Origin of the sequence: Candidatus Puniceispirillum marinum IMCC1322, assembly GCF_000024465.1 — a bacterium.
Classification (GTDB): domain Bacteria; phylum Pseudomonadota; class Alphaproteobacteria; order Puniceispirillales; family Puniceispirillaceae; genus Puniceispirillum; species Puniceispirillum marinum.
Map to the genome: position 1 here is coordinate 846,786 of NC_014010.1, position 15,753 is coordinate 862,538.

A 15,753-nucleotide genomic window follows, 5' to 3' on the forward strand; every position below is an offset into this window, starting at 1 on the left:
ACTAAATCAACATTTCCAGGCATAATGTGGCTAAATTGGCATCATCGGATCAGCGCGACGAGATTGGCGCAACTTGGGTAAACAGGGTCATATGGCTATCTGCCGTGACCAGTAATGCGACAGTCACCAGCGTTTGTTCACGAAATGTTTCACGTGAAACATTTTAGCCTGCTATAGCCCAAGCTCCAGCTGGCTATCCTGATCCAGCTGCTTTTGGCGGCGTTTGATGTGCATATCGTCAGTGCCTGATTGTATCCTGCGGGACAGTGGCACCCCCTCTTTCCGACTCGCATGTTTGGTCACAATACGCGCCGCTTCACGGCGGTGCATGGATGATTTGCGTATGTCGTGCATTTGCTGGCTAGCGCTTTTACGGGCGATTTTCTCATCGACGATGGGCGCAGGATAGTCCGGTGCCTGATCTGGCCGTATCCATGGCGTATGGATCAAATTATCCGATATATGCCGCAGCTCAGGTACCCAGCGCCGGATAAAAATGCCTTGTGGATCCTGATCCTGACTTTGCTTGATCGGATTATAGATACGGATCGTATTAATGCCGGTAATGCCCGACTGCATCTGGCATTGGCTGTAATGAATGCCTGGTTCATAGTCGATAAAACTACGCGCAAGATGCCGGGCTGGAGATCGCCAATCCAGCCATAGATGATAGCTGGCAAAGCTCATGGTCATGGCACGCATTCGAAAGGTCAGCCAGCCAGTCGCTGTCAGTGACCGCATAACTGCATCGACAAGGGGATAGCCGGTGCGCCCCTCTACCCATGCGGTAAGTCGGGAAGCGGCATCGGCATGCGTCTTGTCGAGAGATTCATAAGCCGAATGAAAAGGCCTAAATTCAATGGCAGGTTCATCTTCAAGTTTCTGCATGAAATGGCAATGCCAATGCAGTCGGCTTTCAAAGCTTTTTAGGGCATTCTGCCATGCTCGCTTATTGCCGGTGCCACTGTCGCGTATTGCCATTTGCCGGCGTCTTGAGGCTTGAAATACCTCGCGCAGTGACACAGCACCAAAGGCCAGATGTGCCGATAGACGCGAACAGCTATCAGCGGCGGTCACAGGTGATGACATTTCATAACGGTATTTTTGCCCACGGCTTGCCAGAAAGCTTTTTAACAGCGCAATCGCCTCGTTTCGGCCACCTTTCTGCCGCTCATTGCATTCATCATCAACAAGACCCAAGGCACTAGCACTGGGCAATGGTACCCCCTTTATCCCAACTGATGATAAATGATCTGGCGCAGGCACTACATCGGCCTGCATCATCTTGTCCCATTTGCCAGCCCAGCCCCGCCGTGAACGAAGCGGGCGATGCACACCATACTGCGCAAATTCATGCCACGGACAATGATGGTCCTTACACCATTCTTGAACAGCCAGATCACGGGCATATGTCCAGCCATTCCCCGTTTCTTCATGCGAATAAAGCGCCGTTATACCATATTTTTGATGGATGCCAGCTAGCACGCTTGGCATATCACCCGCATATATAACCAGGGGCTGACCTAATTTGGTTAGGCTTTCATCAAGGCTGGCAAGGGTTTCACCAAGAAACGCATAATGACGATATGACATGTCAGGCTGCGCCCATAATGCAGGCTCGACAACATAAATAGGCAAGACAGCACCAGCAGCAGAGGCCGCAACCAGTGGCGCATGATCCCATACACGCAAATCCTTTTTAAACCAAACAACATGCATGACTTTGCCCCTTAACGAGATCTATATGTGTATCAGATTGCGGAAAATCAAATGACTGTCTAAAAAACATAACTAATATTGCATATATTGCAATGACACCCATATAGCAGTCACTTCAGAATGAACGCGGCAATCCATATCCGCCATATCCGCCATATCCGCCATATCCGCCCATATCAGGTCAGAACATGTCACTTCAGCCCCTTAAGTCCCGTTTTGATAGCCGCGAAGAGCTCATCGCATATGTTGCCAGCCTTAGCCCCAAGAGTGATGACTCTATTGTAAGCGCAACGATAGGTGGAGAAGAACCTGCACAAATCGCACTGAAAAATATTAATCCAGATCAATATGCGCATACGCGTAACTATCTTGATGGTGATGTGTCGCGGTTATCGCCTTATATCCGGCATGGCATTATCTCGCTTAATGATGTACGGAACCATGCTCTTTCGATCAGCGGTGAACCACAACAAACCGAAAAGTTCATTCAGGAACTGGCCTGGCGCGATTACTGGCAAAGACGCTACCGTCAAAATCCGCACGACATATGGCATGACATCGAAGCCTATAAGACCGGTTTTACGGCAGATGATTATGCTGAAACGTTACCTGCGGATATTGAAGCTGGCGAAACGGGCGTTGCTGTTATCGATCATTTCATTCATGAACTATGCACGACTGGTTATCTGCATAATCACGCGCGGATGTATGTTGCCGCCTATATTGTGCATTGGCGGCGCATAAAATGGCAAGCTGGTGCGCAATGGTTCCTGCATCACCTGCTTGATGGCGATCCAGCCAGCAATAATTTATCCTGGCAATGGGTAGCCAGCACCTTTGCCAACAAACCCTATTTTTACAATCTTGAGAATGTCGCTAAATATGCCGCACCAGGGTTGAATGTTGCATCACAGGATAATCTGCCGCTTGCCTATTCCTATGATGAGTTGGACAGCATGCTGTTTCCGTATCGTGAGGATCATAATGGCTAATCTTATCATTCTTCATGAAGATGCTTTGCGCTTAAGCCATCCTATTTTCAACGATGACACGAAATCCCTGTCCGATCACAGCGACTGGAAAAAACCTGTTTTCATCTGGGATCCAGATTATTTTGCGGATGCTGGATATAGCTTCAAACGGCTGGTTTTTATCTATGAAACGCTCAGCACAATGCCTGTTGATATATATTATGGCAAAATGGATGAGGTGATTGTTGACTTAATACAAGATCAGTCTGTGACTGATATATTTATCCCAGAAACACCAAATCCCCAGCTATACGCATTCATAGATTTCGTCAGCCGTTTGGGGGCAACGCATATCATTGACGACGATGCTTTTGTGTCATTGGAACGTACACCTGATCTGGGGCGGTTTTTCCGCTATTGGAACAAGGTCAAGAAAGCCGCTTTATCACCCGATGGCATCAGATTATAGATCAGGCAAAATTTCGACAGGAAGCCCAGCATAGTTTTCGGCAAATGATTTCATCGCGGCATCTGATGATAAAAGATAATCCATGTCAGCACGTTGAAGTTTCTTTTCAAATTCCGAATGGCGATGATCGGTATGGAGCAAAGTTGTGCAGAACCAGCTAAAGCGTTCGACTTTCCAAACGCGGCGAAGCGCACGAGATGAATATTCCTGCAGTTGGACTTCGCTTTCAGCACAATAGAAATCAATGAAGGCAGCCGATAATAAGGCTATGTCAGCAATGGCTAGGTTCAGCCCCTTTGCCCCGGTTGGTGGCACAATGTGGCCAGCATCGCCAGCTAGAAACAGACGTCCAGAGGACATAGGCTCAGATACGAATGACCGCATCGGTGTGATGCCCTTTTGAATGATCTCACCACGATTTTGCTTAACGCCAATCCGGACATCTAATTCATCCCATAATGCCTCATCCGACCAGTTATCAACATGATCATCATTATCAACCTGAATATAGAGGCGGCTGATGTCATTCGATCGCATCGATTGCAAAGCAAACCCTCTTGGATGCTGGGCATAGATGACAACTTTATTCATAGGCGTTGCCTTGGCCAGAATACCCAGCCATGAATAGGGATAAATCAGATCAAAATCATTGCGTATAGATGTTGGCATAGCCTTTCGGGACACACCGCGAAATCCATCACAGCCAGCCACAAAATCACAGTTTAGTGTATGGTCTTTGCCTTCACGACGGTAGAGTATCTGCGGGGAAATGCCATCAATGTCATGAATTGCAGTCACCTCGGCATCAGTTATAATGACCGTGCCATTATCCACATGCTGACGAAATAAATCTTTGACAATTTCAGTCTGGCCATAGGCCATAACCTGTCTGCCACCATCATATTTTTCAATGCTGATGGGATGAATACCCCCATCAAAAGCAATATCAATGCCGTGATGAGGCAATCCTTCACGGTCCATTCGTGCGCCTAGGCCGGCGGCCCGTAAAATATCAACTGTACCTTGTTCGAGAATGCCGGCCCGAATACGCGCCTCACAATAGCTTTGTGACCGCGCTTCAATAATGACCGATGAAATTCCTCTAAGATAAAGGATATGCGATAATAACAGGCCAGCGGGCCCTGCCCCTATAATTGCAACTTGAGTCCGCATAACACACTAACAATCCAAACGTTTCATTATGGTTAGCGCAGATTTTAACAAAACACCACCAGCTAGATGTCATGCAGTTGGATAAAGTGCGCAGTTAGGGGAAATCCATGTCCTTTTGCGATGACTCTCCAATCGCTTGCAAAATCATCTTTCCAATAAGGCCAATCGCAACTAAACGCAAAATGGTAACTGTTGAAGCTGTTAGTGAAAATGGATCGTCCGAATGTGTGATTCGCATACTGAAATCATCTACCAGGCCGAAAATGGCGGCAACAAACACAAGAACAGCAATCAGCGAAAAATAGCGATTTATTATGGCACTCACGCCGATTATAGCTGACAAGACTATGACTTTGATAATCCGTTGATTGAGTGTCGCTTCGGCAAATTGAAGATCAACATTTTCCATCAATCTTAGCTCGTTGATAAAAAATTCCTTTTTCAAAATTATGAATGTCAATGTGCATAATACGATGACAAAATAAGATAAAAGGAGAAATAAAAGATTACGCGAAGCAATGTTTGTGTTGCTGTGGCTGGCAAGATCAACATTTGTTAGCGCGTCAATTTCCTTTTTGCTTAATTTGCGAAAGAAATCTTCTGTCATGACTGCGTCCTAAAGCACTCAGTTTAAGGCTTTATAATCATCGCACAATTAATTTTTGTATCAAATTGCTATGTTCATGAAAAAACTAGCGCGCAAGGTGCGCACTGGTTTGGAATATCTTTATGAGTTTAGGGTTTAGATTTTAAGACTTGCGCCCAACCGATCCGATAACTTCGGCACCAAGTTCGATGGCAAGTGAATTCGCTCTTAACTCTCCATCAACTTTTGCTGTTGACCCAACTGATAGTTCTTCAGTGGTCAAAGTTCCGTTGAAATCACCTGCTATTTCAACACGATCAGCGTTCATAGTGCCTTTGAAAACGCCCATCTCTTCAAGGAATACTTCAACAGCAATCAACTCACCGGAAAAATTACCTGAAATAACAACCGGTGATTCACCTCCGTCAAGCTTACCTTCAACGACCATGCCCTGTATGATGTTTGTACTTCCGTCCATAACTATTTTCCTTTACTGCGCCAGACCGAACTGGACTAAATTTTTATTTATGAGGCTTCATCACCTGTTTCAGCATCATCGCTGGCGGCATCTTCATCTTCCGGCTCCGCAACACTATTGCCCGTATCTTCGGTCCAGTTATGAACAACACGGCAATTCAGTGCGGCACCACGATCCATTTGCAAAGATTGATAATGGACTTCGCCAGCGATCTGCGCTGTTTCGGTTGCCCACACACTATGGGCGTGCATTTCACCATGATAATGACCTGAAATAACAACCAGATCAGATTTGATCGCGCCTCGAAATTCACCTTCTGGTCCGATTGAAACTTTTTCAGCTTCCAGATCTGCTTCGACGGTGCCATTGATCTCGATTGACTTGGCATTGCTTATCGTGCCTGAAAAATGAGCGCCCTCACCTATGACAGCTTTGGTTTTAGATATATCCATTCTTCTATCCTCTAATCTTAATAAATTGGTTTTTAATTGCGGCTATTTAGTCGGCTTCGGTTTCCAATTTGGCTGCCGCCTTTAGGATTTTTGCTGGCGCTTTTTTGAATTTGGCAACAACATGAGCCCCAGCTTCAACTTCTATGCCTATACATTTTAAATCACCCTCAAAATGACCAGACGCCTCGATTTGAGCGTTAATGGAGACAACATCACCTGTAACCGTCCCCGAGATGACAACTTCCCCAGTCTCGATACTGCCATTAAGAATGGCACCATCTTCGACAGTTAATTTATTGCAAATAATCTGCCCATCCAATTGACCTGCAAGAATAACATCACCATCCGAAACCACTGTTCCGGTGATTCGCATCTGGTCATCGATTACAGACACATTTACACTATCTGCGCCGTTTGACTCTGAATTTTTAAACATAACAACCCCCTGATAACGCGAGCTTATCAAATTTTTTCTAATAAAGTTAAAATTAATTGTTTGCCGATACGTTACAAAGGTAACAATTTACTAAAACAGTCGTAAATAATAGTATGAATTTACCCGTTGAATGATTTTGGTCATTAGTCTTAACGGCTCATTTTATTTTTTTTTAAGTCGCGCGTTTGAGGAAGTTATGAGTGAAGATGTAGTTGACATTCGAAAGCGGATTGAAGAAATCCGAAACGAAGTCAGTTCGGCGTCGGTTTCTCAGCGCGAAGAACCTCGCTCGCGATCAGTTGGCAATATTGCTGAATTGGCGGTGGCACAGGCTACAGCGCAGCCTCAATATGAGAACTCTACAGCTCAAGAAGTTACAAGCCCTGCCCCTCAAGAGGTGCCGCAGAATGATACAAAATCGGCGCTCGACTCAGCGTTACAGATGCCCGCTTTTACTTTAAACGTAAAAAATCAGGTCTCTAACAAAACATTGCTGGCATTTTGTGTCATTCAGACTCTTTCGAATATTGCCGTAATTGGCGTGTTGATGTGGAAGCTTGGATAGATCCATGCGCAAAATACTCGGCAAAATCATTCAACGTTTTACCCCCACAATGATCCATGGCAACCGTGCCGATTCGCCTCTAACAATGAATAATAGATTATGGTTTCTGCGCGAAAACAGATTTCTGTTCATGACCAAGAATGGTCCAGTTGAGATTACCGTTAAGCCCACTTATGTGATTTCCGCAGCGGTTGTTTGTTTTGTCGGCACCGTCGTTATCGCTATTTCGACCGTGTTTCTGGGATATAACGCTGTTGGTGTTGTCAGCCGAGATTCTATCCAGACGGCGAATGCCAGCATCACCGAAATTGACTTGGATTCGGATCGTATCACAGACAAGCTAGAGGTGATAACGCTTGCCCCCAAGACAAAGAATGCAAACCCACAAGACGTACCCAGAAAACCTGCCAAAGCGCGCGCCGCGCTTGCCAACGCATCAAAAAAGAAAGCAGATGGCATAACGACGTCTGACGATACCTTTGCCCGTATGATTTCAAAACGGGCTGGTGTGAATGCGCTGCCAACTGCCGGAAATGAAGAAGCTATGATGGCCGCCAATCTGCTGGCGAAAAAAACAGATCCGGTTTCAGACCCGTCAATATCCCTAGCAGATGACAGTGAAACGGCGCCTAAGCTTGCCGCCGCGCCATTAGCCCCGTTGCGGCCTAAACAGACGATAGATGTTGGTAAATCCGTTCAAACCCAGCCAAGCCCAAGAGAACGCGCCGCTATTGAACTGGCCGCATTAGGTAATTTGATTCCAGATTTTGCCTTTAACAGCTTTTATAATAATGACACTTTGAATGAGCCTGATAGCGCTAATGAACCAAGCTTGGCGTTGCCAAATCAAGGCACAGTAAGCGCAATTACCTTGCGGCAGACACCCGCCCCCGCGCTTGATAATGCTCAGGTTCGCATGCAGAAGATCGAGCCCGAAAACATACTCCCTGAAATAGACAGCGCTGTTCAGGAAATGAAACTGCTTGTGTCCATGGTCAGAGAGATTGATACAATCCGAAGCCGCGTTGCCAATCTTGGTCTATTAGTAGAAAATTTACCAGACTATTCATCGGTTGGCGCGGCACTCGATCGTAAAGATTTTAAAACGCTGGTTCTGGTTTTAGACAATCATCGTTCTGCCTTGCGCAAAATTCCGTTCAAACCGCCAATGCTATATTTCTATATCTCGAGCAATTATGGCTATCGCAAGCATCCGGTGACAAAAAAGAAAGTATTCCATCACGGCATTGATCTGGCTGGCACATGGCAGGAAGATATACTGGCATCAGCACCAGGAACGGTGACATTTGCAGGGAATGCTGGCTCCTTTGGCAATGTGGTCAGGGTGCGTCATGCTTTTGGCATCGAAACCGTGTTTGCACATCTTTCCAAGATACGCGTCAAAAAGGGTCAGGATATCAGTGAAGGTACCGTGATCGGCAATATGGGCAGAACCGGCCGAACCGAAGGTGCCCACCTGCATTATGAAATGCGCGTGAATGGCCAATCACTGAATCCACAATTATTCTTTGATGTAGGTCGGGCCATGAGCGTTAGTGGTGAATTGCGGGTTGTTTCCAGCGATCGTTAAGTTGTCACGCCGGATATTTATTTCCTAAAAAACTGTCACTTTGCGCCGTTAATATGTGAGGAGGAAACGCCTCCGAATTTTTCAAAGGTAGATGAAGATGTTTCGTGCGCTTCCCATTATTAGCCTTGTTACGCTTTTATCTGCCTGTAACTTATATGTGGTTGATAGTAGCGCGCCCGCATTAACGGCTTCGCAAATGACCAAAAGCGCTGATAGCACCGAGGCGGCAGTCCCGCCACCGCCACCGCCACCGCCACCGCCACCGCCACCGCCAAAACCTGTCGCTGGAAGCGAACAGATCGCTTTTATGGATAAAACCACAGCGCATCTCGAGGGATGCCGCTTTTTAAGCATGATGCGGCTGACACATCGGGGCAATTTTGAGGATGGCTTGATTCTGCTTCGTAACGGTGCCTATGCAATCAATGCCAATATGATGGTGCCTGTTCGGCTTGTCGAAATGGCCGACCCCATCTCTGGATTACATTATTACCATGTTCGCCTGATGCGTTGCCCTATGCAAAACCTATCGGCTGAAAATTAGGAGATATGATTATGGGCGACGTCCTATATCTAGATCATTACAAATCCGCTAGCCACGCCCCTGTGGATATGCAGAGCCAAAAAATGCCGCAAACCGAACGTGAGCGCATCGAAACCATTCGCGACAATATTGAGGAATTGCTGAATATGGTTGCTGGTCTGCGCCGGGACCCGGCATCAGTGGCGCTGGCGGCCAGCCGCTTTGGCATCATGCGTATGTATCAAATCCATGGCCGTGCGCACACAATGGCCTTTGTGGATCGGTGTATTGAAACAGCCGAAATCGCCGAAGATATTCTTGGCACCTAAGCACTTTACAAGCTAAAATTTGCGCTGTGTGATTTAGGATGTATAGTCATATGCGTGAGAGGATAACATTATCTTTTTTGATATGGCACTTTAAAATAAGATGGCGTTTGCATGTCTGGCTTGAGTAAAAAACGGGTACTTGAAATACTCTCCCGCTCGAATGGTGACGATAAGGTCAGCATGTATTGTGACCGGGCGCTGTCAACATTGATCCTGTTGAACTTACTAGCTGTTTCACTTGAATCAATCGACCATTTAAGCATCCAATATGGTTATCTATTCTGGGCTTTTGAGCTGTTCTCGGTGACTATATTCGGCTGTGAATATATTCTGCGCATCTGGTCAAGTGATGCGAATATAGATCGCGAAGGTGGCACACCAGCAAAATTGCGTTTTGGCTATATCTTCAGCTTTACCGGTTTGATTGACCTGATTGCGATTTTGCCAAGTATATTGCCATTAATCCTGGGGCAGATAGACCTGCGCTGGCTTCGCGTACTAAGGCTTGTGCGCCTGTTGAAAATTTCGCATTATTCAACAGCTCTCGAGGATTTAATCTCGGCAATTCGTGAAGAGCGCAATGCTTTTGGCGCGGCGCTGTATCTTTTTTGCATTGCATTATTTGTATCCAGCGCCTTGATGTATGTCGTCGAACACGAAGTCCAGCCTGAGAATTTTTCATCAATACCGACGACAATGTGGTGGTCAATGATTACGCTGACAACTGTTGGTTATGGCGACGTGTCGCCGATGACATCCCTTGGCAAACTCGTCGGCGCGGCAACAGCCATTATGGGCATTTGTGTTGTGGCCTTGCTAACAGGTATTGTTGCCACGGCCTTTGCCAATCAAGTCGCGCGCCGCAAAGATATATTCGAGGCTGAAATCCTGCACGCGCTTGCTGACGGCGTAATATCGGAGGAAGAACTTGAACGTATCAAGAAAATGCAGACCGAACTTAACCTATCTGATGAACATGTAAGAGCTTTGATCGAACTGCTGAGCGAGCGAGGTACAACAAAGCCCGATTAGGGGATGTCTTAATATCCTCTAACATTCTGCATCTGATTAAAATATATATCCCCCGCATCACCACAAAACCTAGCTGTATAAATGCACATACATATACGACGGTAAAACAACTTGGCATGATAAATGCACTCATATCTGCATAGAAACTCTTGGTAACATTTTCAAGGAGAGATAGCCATGCAGGACCGACTCGATAGTGATTTAGATGCCCGCGCCTTTGATTTAGTTGCGGATAGCTTTACTAGGCATGAATTGCATACAGATCATGATTTTGCCGCAGATAGTGATGCTGGCAATTTAGGTGTGCAGTTTGTGCATTTTGATGAAGCTGAGAATACAACCGAAACGGTTACGGTGCCCTTGAGTGATTATTTTGCGAATTACGCATCAAGTAGCGAAGAATTTATCAATACGCGCATGGCTGTGGGCGGTAAGAGGCTTTAGAATAAGCCTCCCCCCAAGCAACCGTATTTACTTTCCAAAATTTTAATAGTTACCCTAGATTAGCTGGCCACATTCATACGCGCCTGGCGACGACGCTCTGATGATGATGGAATTCTGAGCATATCACGATATTTAGCCACGGTACGCCGGGCTAGTTTCACACCCTTTTTGGCAACCAACGCCGCAATCGCATCATCACTAAGGGGTTTGCCGCTGGTCTCACCATCGACGATTTCCTTAATCATATTGCGAACCGCAGCAGCTGCTGTTCCATCACCTGAGTCTGTGGTTGCAATAGACACGCTAAAGAATGATTTCAGAGCGAAACATCCCTTTGGCGTCGAGATTGTCAAACCACTTGTTACCCGGCTAACGGTACTTTCGTGCATACCAACCGCCTCGGCAACATCTTTGAGTGCCAATGGTTTCAAAGCTGCCAATCCATGCACAAGAAATTCACTTTGGTGCCGAATGATTTCACCACTTATCTTCAGCGTTGTTGAATTACGCTGTTCAAGGGCGCGCTTCAACCAGCGTGCAGATCCCAATGCGTCACCAGCAAAATTCTTGGCTTCATCTTTTTTGGCACCTCGGTTGCTAGCTGCAACCTTATTTCCATAATCTTCATCAATAACAAGTGACGGTAAAGTTGACCTGTTCAGATCAACAATCCAGCCCATTTTGCCCTTTGTAACCACAACATCAGGGGCACTGGCAATAAACTGGTTGCTCTCAAAACCTTCGCCAGGCTTTGGATTGAACTCACGAATACGCATCAGAATATCAGCAATGTCAGAAACATCACATTTTGCTTTGCGCGCCAGCCATTGCATATCGCCACGGCCAAGAACATCTAGATTATCCAGAACCAAAGCCATTGTTTCACATAGATCATCCTGCTCGCGTGCCTGTATATATAAGCATTCCGCTAGATCACGCGCAAAAACACCTTCGGGCTCAAGTGTCTGAAGAACAGCCAGCACATCTTCGACATCGTCAATGGTGCATGTGCACATATCAGCCACATCTTCTACTGACCGGCCAAGCCATCCACTTGGCTCCAAAGCGTCTGTGAGTTCATAAGCAATAAAACGCTGTTTGGTGTCGGTAATACTAAGGTCAATTTGACGCAGAACGAATTCACGCAGACTTGCCGGACGTTCAGCAACCAGACCAATCAAGTCATCCCAATCGCTATCCGTTCCTGTATTCGATGAACCTGACGAACGGCCAAGATCAAGACCTTCAGAACTGAATCTATTTTCAAGATCACTATGGGCTGTCGGGTCATCCGCCAATGCCGTGCCATTCTCAATGGATGACGACAAATCGGATGTACCATTTAAACCGTTTTCAACATCAGCAAACGCATCATGTGCAGTCTCTTGTGCATCAGCATCACTGGTTTTCATTTTTTCACCATCATCTGGTTTGTCAGGTGATGAAACTTCAACAAAGGGGTTATCAAGCACTTGTTCCTCTAGGAACGCGGCGATATCCATATTCGTCATTTGCAACAATTTGATGGCCTGTTGCAACTGTGGTGTCATAACCAAAGATTGCTTTTGCTTCAAATTTACTGATGGCATTAACTGCATAGCTACCTCCCTGTTGAATTCACTATGCGAGGCAAAAATGAAGCTTGCAAAGCTTCTATTTGACAGGGGGACTTGTCACTTTTCCGACAAAAATATCGTTATAATACATATGGTTGAAATATTTCCATTTTGGAAAGAATGCTATGTGTCAACAAATAGACGAGTTTTTGTGATCCTTTTATAGATAATCGATGTGACATGGCATGATTATTGTAGTGCTGGTATTTACCTTATGATTTATTGTTTAATAAGTTTCTACTGTTTAATAAATTTTGCTGTTAAAGGACGAGGATGATTACTCTTAGCCGCCTAAAACCGAATAGAGGTGCTGTGTGTCACCGGTGCCAATTTATTCGCGCCTTCATAATGATGGCTTTGATGATTGTCATTTTTGGTCTAGCTGCAGGTGACAGAGCAGTTCATCTGAGCGTTATCACTACCGAACGGGTTGCCGCTGTTATCTGCATCGGTGGAAGCATCATGTTTTTATTCAAGCTTCTGTTTTATTGGCTTGAACGGCGTCAGGCCAATGCGGCACTTAATGACGATCGCGAACAAGGCGAACAGCTAGTTGCTGATATGGGAAAAAACGGCCATATGTAAAACCTGTCGCAAAATTGACAGACCACATATGACGCTTGGCAAACTCATTTACCTGACCTGTCCAATAAGGTACTGAGTCGGTTCCGGGAAACATCTCTGCATCAATTTTAGGATTACCGCATTCATTACATACCAAGCCTTCGAGTTCTTTGCGCGTGGGCAGACGCCATTCCCCGTCAAGCTGTTCATTCGCCTGTTCTATGGCCTGAGCAATCATGTCATGATTTAGCGATAGCACCTCGCCTGTGCAGGTTTTGCCATCCCAGCGCTGACCAATGCTACAACGCAGCCAATCAACACCATGCCTTAGATCAACGACAATGTGATCGCGCGCCATAAACAAGGTGGCCTGTGCGTTGCCCACATGCCCAACTGCAAAGAATAATGACATTATAGACAATACATATAGTCGATTTCGTATTTTCTCACGCATGTGATCTCCTTACGTAATCTCAATCTTGTATTCCTAAAATATAAGAATACACTCATTTAGCGACACGTTAAACATTGTTATGTGCATAAAACGTGCCGCAAATCGTGTCGATAATAACAAAGATTATAAGTTGGTACGGTTATTGCTAAGACTTGCTGGTATGCACGCCCAATTTAAAGGTGGAATAAACTTATGGATATAGCTTCTCTTATTGGAATACTTGGTGCCATTGGCATGATTATGTGGGCCATGCTATCAGGTGGTGGCCTTGGCACATTTATTGATACGCCGTCAGTTTTGATTGTTTTTGGCGGTACTTTTTTTGCTGTCATGTACACAACGCCTCTTGCAACTTTTCTGGGTAGCTTCGGCGTCATGGGAAAAGCGTTCCTGCCACCTATTAAAAAGCAGGAAGATCTGATTGAGCGTATGGTTGAACTGGCCGGTATTGCCCGTAAAGATGGTATGATGGCACTTGAGGGACAGGAAGTGCCCGACAAGTTTTTTTCTAAAGGTATGCAGATGCTGGTTGATGGGGCTGACGAAACAAAGCTTACCGCCCAGTTGAATCAAGAAATCAAGGCCATGAAGATGCGTCATGAATCCAATCAAAATGTTGTGAAAGCTTGGATTGATATTGCACCAGCGATGGGCATGATTGGTACACTTGTCGGTTTGGTGCTTATGTTGGGTAACATGGCCGATCCAAAAGCGATTGGTCCTGCCATGGCGGTTGCCTTGCTTACAACACTCTATGGTGCCTTTATCGCAAACGTTTTGTTTGCGCCAATGCTGACCAAGCTTGAAGGCTATACAACATATGAAGTTACCTATCGTGAGATGGTTGTTGCCGGACTGCGCAATATTGCCCGCGGTGAGTCACCTCGTAACATTCAAGACCAACTGGTCTCTAACCTGCCGCCTAAGATACAGCAGAAGCTTGAAGAAGCTGTATAGCGTTTTGCAAAATGAAGCGCGCGTAGGGCAATAATTAGCAAGGTTGGAAAGGATTTGAACGATGGCTGAAGAAGTCGAAGAAGTTGAAGAGAAGGAAGAGGAAGATTGTCCTAAATGTCCTCCCGTGGGTGCGCCTGCATGGATGGCTACCTTTGCTGACATGGCGACATTGCTGATGGCGTTCTTCGTTCTTATTCTGTCTTTTGCGGAATTCAACGTACCAAAGTTCAAACAGATTTCTGGTTCTTTGAAAAATGCTTTTGGTGTGCAGCGGACTGTTCCCATTGTTGAGCAGCCAAAAGGCACAACTATTCTGTCGCTGAATTTCAGCCCAAACCCAGCCCCATCTGCGACTAACCAGATGAATCAGGAAACGACAAAAGACACACAGCCTGATCTGGATATCAAGAACAAAGACAAAGATGACGATGGCGGCGATCTTGATAATGCAGAAGATATTGTTAAGGCGCTTGAAGATGCCATCGCGCGCGGTGAAATCGAGGTCGAATCCCTTGGTGAAAAAGTGATTGTGAATTTCACGCCTACCAACGCGCCTGAGGAAAATATGCCACAGCTTTTGAAAGAAACCTTGAATGCTATCGAGCAGGCCAAGGATGCCGCTGGCAAGGCCGAGGCCGAAGTGCTTTTTGGTGGTCTTGAGCAACAGCTTGAGAAAATGCTGGCGGCCGCAGAATCTGCCAGTGCCAGTCAATCACAATCAGAAGCAGAAGAAGCCGAAGCACAAGAACAGCAAGAAAAGCAGAATGCACAAGCAGCGATTGCTGAAGATGAGCTGAAAGTGGCTTTGCGTCAGGAAATTGGTCAGGGGCTAGTAACGGTCGAACGTGAAGAGGATCGTGTCCTTATTACCGTTGGATCAGGCGGCGCCTTTGCATCCGGTTCAGCCGAGCTGACAGATAGCGCCAGGGAGATCATGCAGCAAATCGCCGAGGTGAGCGCTGGTGGCTCTAGTTCAATCAATGTATCTGGTCATACGGATAATGTGCCACTTATCTTTGGATCGCAATTCCGTGACAATTGGGATCTGGCTGCGGCGCGTGCCTCAAGTGTTGTGCAGGCACTCGAAGATAGTGGTCAAGTTCCAGGTAACCGCATGCAGGCTGTTAGTTTTGGTGAGTCCATGCCACTGGAGAGCAATGATACGGCTGAAGGGCGCGCACTGAACCGACGCATTGAGATTGAGATCAACTATTAGACCCTATGTACTTGCCTAGGCTAACTCAGCCAGCGTTTCGTATCAACCAACCATCACCCCCAAAGGGGTGGTGGTTTTGTCGTTTATGAGAGATTGTATTGGCTTTAACAGCTATGATGGATCGATATCAGCATCGGTTAACGGGATCTGGTAGCGGCCATTGAGCCACAAGACTTTT

18 protein-coding genes are annotated in these 15,753 nt (G+C 46.1%); 10 read left to right on the top strand and 8 right to left on the bottom strand.

The window, feature by feature from the left end; all coding sequences use genetic code 11:
- Positions 1-171: 171 nt before the first annotated feature.
- Positions 172-1,719 (bottom strand): FAD-binding domain-containing protein, encoded by a 1,548-nt coding sequence (locus tag SAR116_RS04075; RefSeq protein ID WP_013045668.1) that lies wholly within the window; start codon positions 1,717-1,719, stop codon positions 172-174.
- Between the two features lie 188 nt (positions 1,720-1,907).
- Here SAR116_RS04075 and SAR116_RS04080 point away from each other — a divergent pair, with 188 nt between their 5' ends.
- On the top strand, positions 1,908-2,711 hold the full coding sequence (locus SAR116_RS04080) for an FAD-binding domain-containing protein (RefSeq protein WP_013045669.1): 804 nt from the start codon (positions 1,908-1,910) through the stop codon (positions 2,709-2,711).
- Entirely contained in the window at positions 2,704-3,159 is a 456-nt protein-coding gene (locus SAR116_RS04085) for a hypothetical protein (protein WP_041860752.1), read from the top strand. Before SAR116_RS04080 ends, SAR116_RS04085 begins: the two co-directional genes overlap by 8 nt.
- On the opposite strand, the gene SAR116_RS04090 is transcribed toward SAR116_RS04085, so the two are convergent.
- From SAR116_RS04090 to SAR116_RS04110, 5 genes are all read right to left on the bottom strand, one after another.
- On the bottom strand, positions 3,154-4,332 hold the full coding sequence (locus SAR116_RS04090; RefSeq protein WP_013045671.1) for a 4-hydroxybenzoate 3-monooxygenase: 1,179 nt from the start codon (positions 4,330-4,332) through the stop codon (positions 3,154-3,156). The genes SAR116_RS04085 and SAR116_RS04090 overlap by 6 nt on opposite strands.
- A 94-nt stretch (positions 4,333-4,426) precedes the next feature.
- A complete protein-coding gene (locus SAR116_RS04095) occupies positions 4,427-4,939 on the bottom strand; it encodes a hypothetical protein (protein WP_013045672.1) in 513 nt (170 codons plus the stop codon).
- A gap of 142 nt (positions 4,940-5,081) precedes the next feature.
- Entirely contained in the window at positions 5,082-5,396 is a 315-nt protein-coding gene (locus SAR116_RS04100) for a bactofilin family protein (RefSeq protein ID WP_013045673.1), read from the bottom strand.
- A gap of 47 nt (positions 5,397-5,443) precedes the next feature.
- The gene (locus SAR116_RS04105; protein ID WP_013045674.1) at positions 5,444-5,848 is read right to left on the bottom strand and encodes a bactofilin family protein; all 405 of its coding nucleotides are present in this window, start codon (positions 5,846-5,848) and stop codon (positions 5,444-5,446) included.
- Positions 5,849-5,894: 46 nt separating this feature from the next.
- Positions 5,895-6,284: a bactofilin family protein gene (locus tag SAR116_RS04110; protein WP_013045675.1), complete on the bottom strand. Its 390-nt coding sequence runs from the start codon at positions 6,282-6,284 to the stop codon at positions 5,895-5,897.
- A 196-nt stretch (positions 6,285-6,480) separates the two neighbouring features.
- Here SAR116_RS04110 and SAR116_RS04115 point away from each other — a divergent pair, with 196 nt between their 5' ends.
- The 6 genes from SAR116_RS04115 (at position 6,481) to SAR116_RS04140 (ending at position 10,768) form a co-directional block, all read left to right on the top strand.
- Positions 6,481-6,849 (top strand): hypothetical protein, encoded by a 369-nt coding sequence (locus SAR116_RS04115; protein ID WP_148212250.1) that lies wholly within the window; start codon positions 6,481-6,483, stop codon positions 6,847-6,849.
- A 4-nt stretch (positions 6,850-6,853) separates the two neighbouring features.
- Positions 6,854-8,440 carry a M23 family metallopeptidase gene (locus SAR116_RS13180; RefSeq protein WP_013045677.1) on the top strand — a complete coding sequence of 529 codons (1,587 nt, stop codon included), beginning with the start codon at positions 6,854-6,856 and terminating at the stop codon, positions 8,438-8,440.
- Positions 8,441-8,537: 97 nt separating this feature from the next.
- Positions 8,538-8,984 carry a hypothetical protein gene (locus SAR116_RS13690; protein WP_013045678.1) on the top strand — a complete coding sequence of 149 codons (447 nt, stop codon included), beginning with the start codon at positions 8,538-8,540 and terminating at the stop codon, positions 8,982-8,984.
- 11 nt (positions 8,985-8,995) lie between these two features.
- Positions 8,996-9,292 carry a hypothetical protein gene (locus SAR116_RS04130; protein WP_013045679.1) on the top strand — a complete coding sequence of 99 codons (297 nt, stop codon included), beginning with the start codon at positions 8,996-8,998 and terminating at the stop codon, positions 9,290-9,292.
- 111 nt (positions 9,293-9,403) lie between these two features.
- Positions 9,404-10,324 carry an ion transporter gene (locus tag SAR116_RS04135; protein WP_013045680.1) on the top strand — a complete coding sequence of 307 codons (921 nt, stop codon included), beginning with the start codon at positions 9,404-9,406 and terminating at the stop codon, positions 10,322-10,324.
- Positions 10,325-10,501: 177 nt separating this feature from the next.
- On the top strand, positions 10,502-10,768 hold the full coding sequence (locus SAR116_RS04140; RefSeq protein ID WP_013045681.1) for a hypothetical protein: 267 nt from the start codon (positions 10,502-10,504) through the stop codon (positions 10,766-10,768).
- A gap of 59 nt (positions 10,769-10,827) precedes the next feature.
- Here SAR116_RS04140 and rpoN read toward each other — a convergent pair whose 3' ends face one another.
- Together rpoN and SAR116_RS04155 are read right to left on the bottom strand one after the other, a co-directional pair.
- Complete coding sequence (gene rpoN / locus SAR116_RS04145; RefSeq protein ID WP_013045682.1) at positions 10,828-12,366, bottom strand: RNA polymerase factor sigma-54; 1,539 nt, start codon at positions 12,364-12,366, stop codon at positions 10,828-10,830.
- Positions 12,367-12,904: 538 nt separating this feature from the next.
- Positions 12,905-13,402: an Lcl C-terminal domain-containing protein gene (locus tag SAR116_RS04155; RefSeq protein WP_013045684.1), complete on the bottom strand. Its 498-nt coding sequence runs from the start codon at positions 13,400-13,402 to the stop codon at positions 12,905-12,907.
- Between the two features lie 192 nt (positions 13,403-13,594).
- Here SAR116_RS04155 and SAR116_RS04160 point away from each other — a divergent pair, with 192 nt between their 5' ends.
- Positions 13,595-14,359, top strand: coding sequence for a motility protein A (locus SAR116_RS04160; protein WP_013045685.1), 765 nt, complete (start codon positions 13,595-13,597; stop codon positions 14,357-14,359).
- Between the two features lie 61 nt (positions 14,360-14,420).
- A complete protein-coding gene (locus SAR116_RS04165; RefSeq protein ID WP_013045686.1) occupies positions 14,421-15,575 on the top strand; it encodes a flagellar motor protein MotB in 1,155 nt (384 codons plus the stop codon).
- The last annotated feature ends 178 nt before the right edge of the window (positions 15,576-15,753 follow it).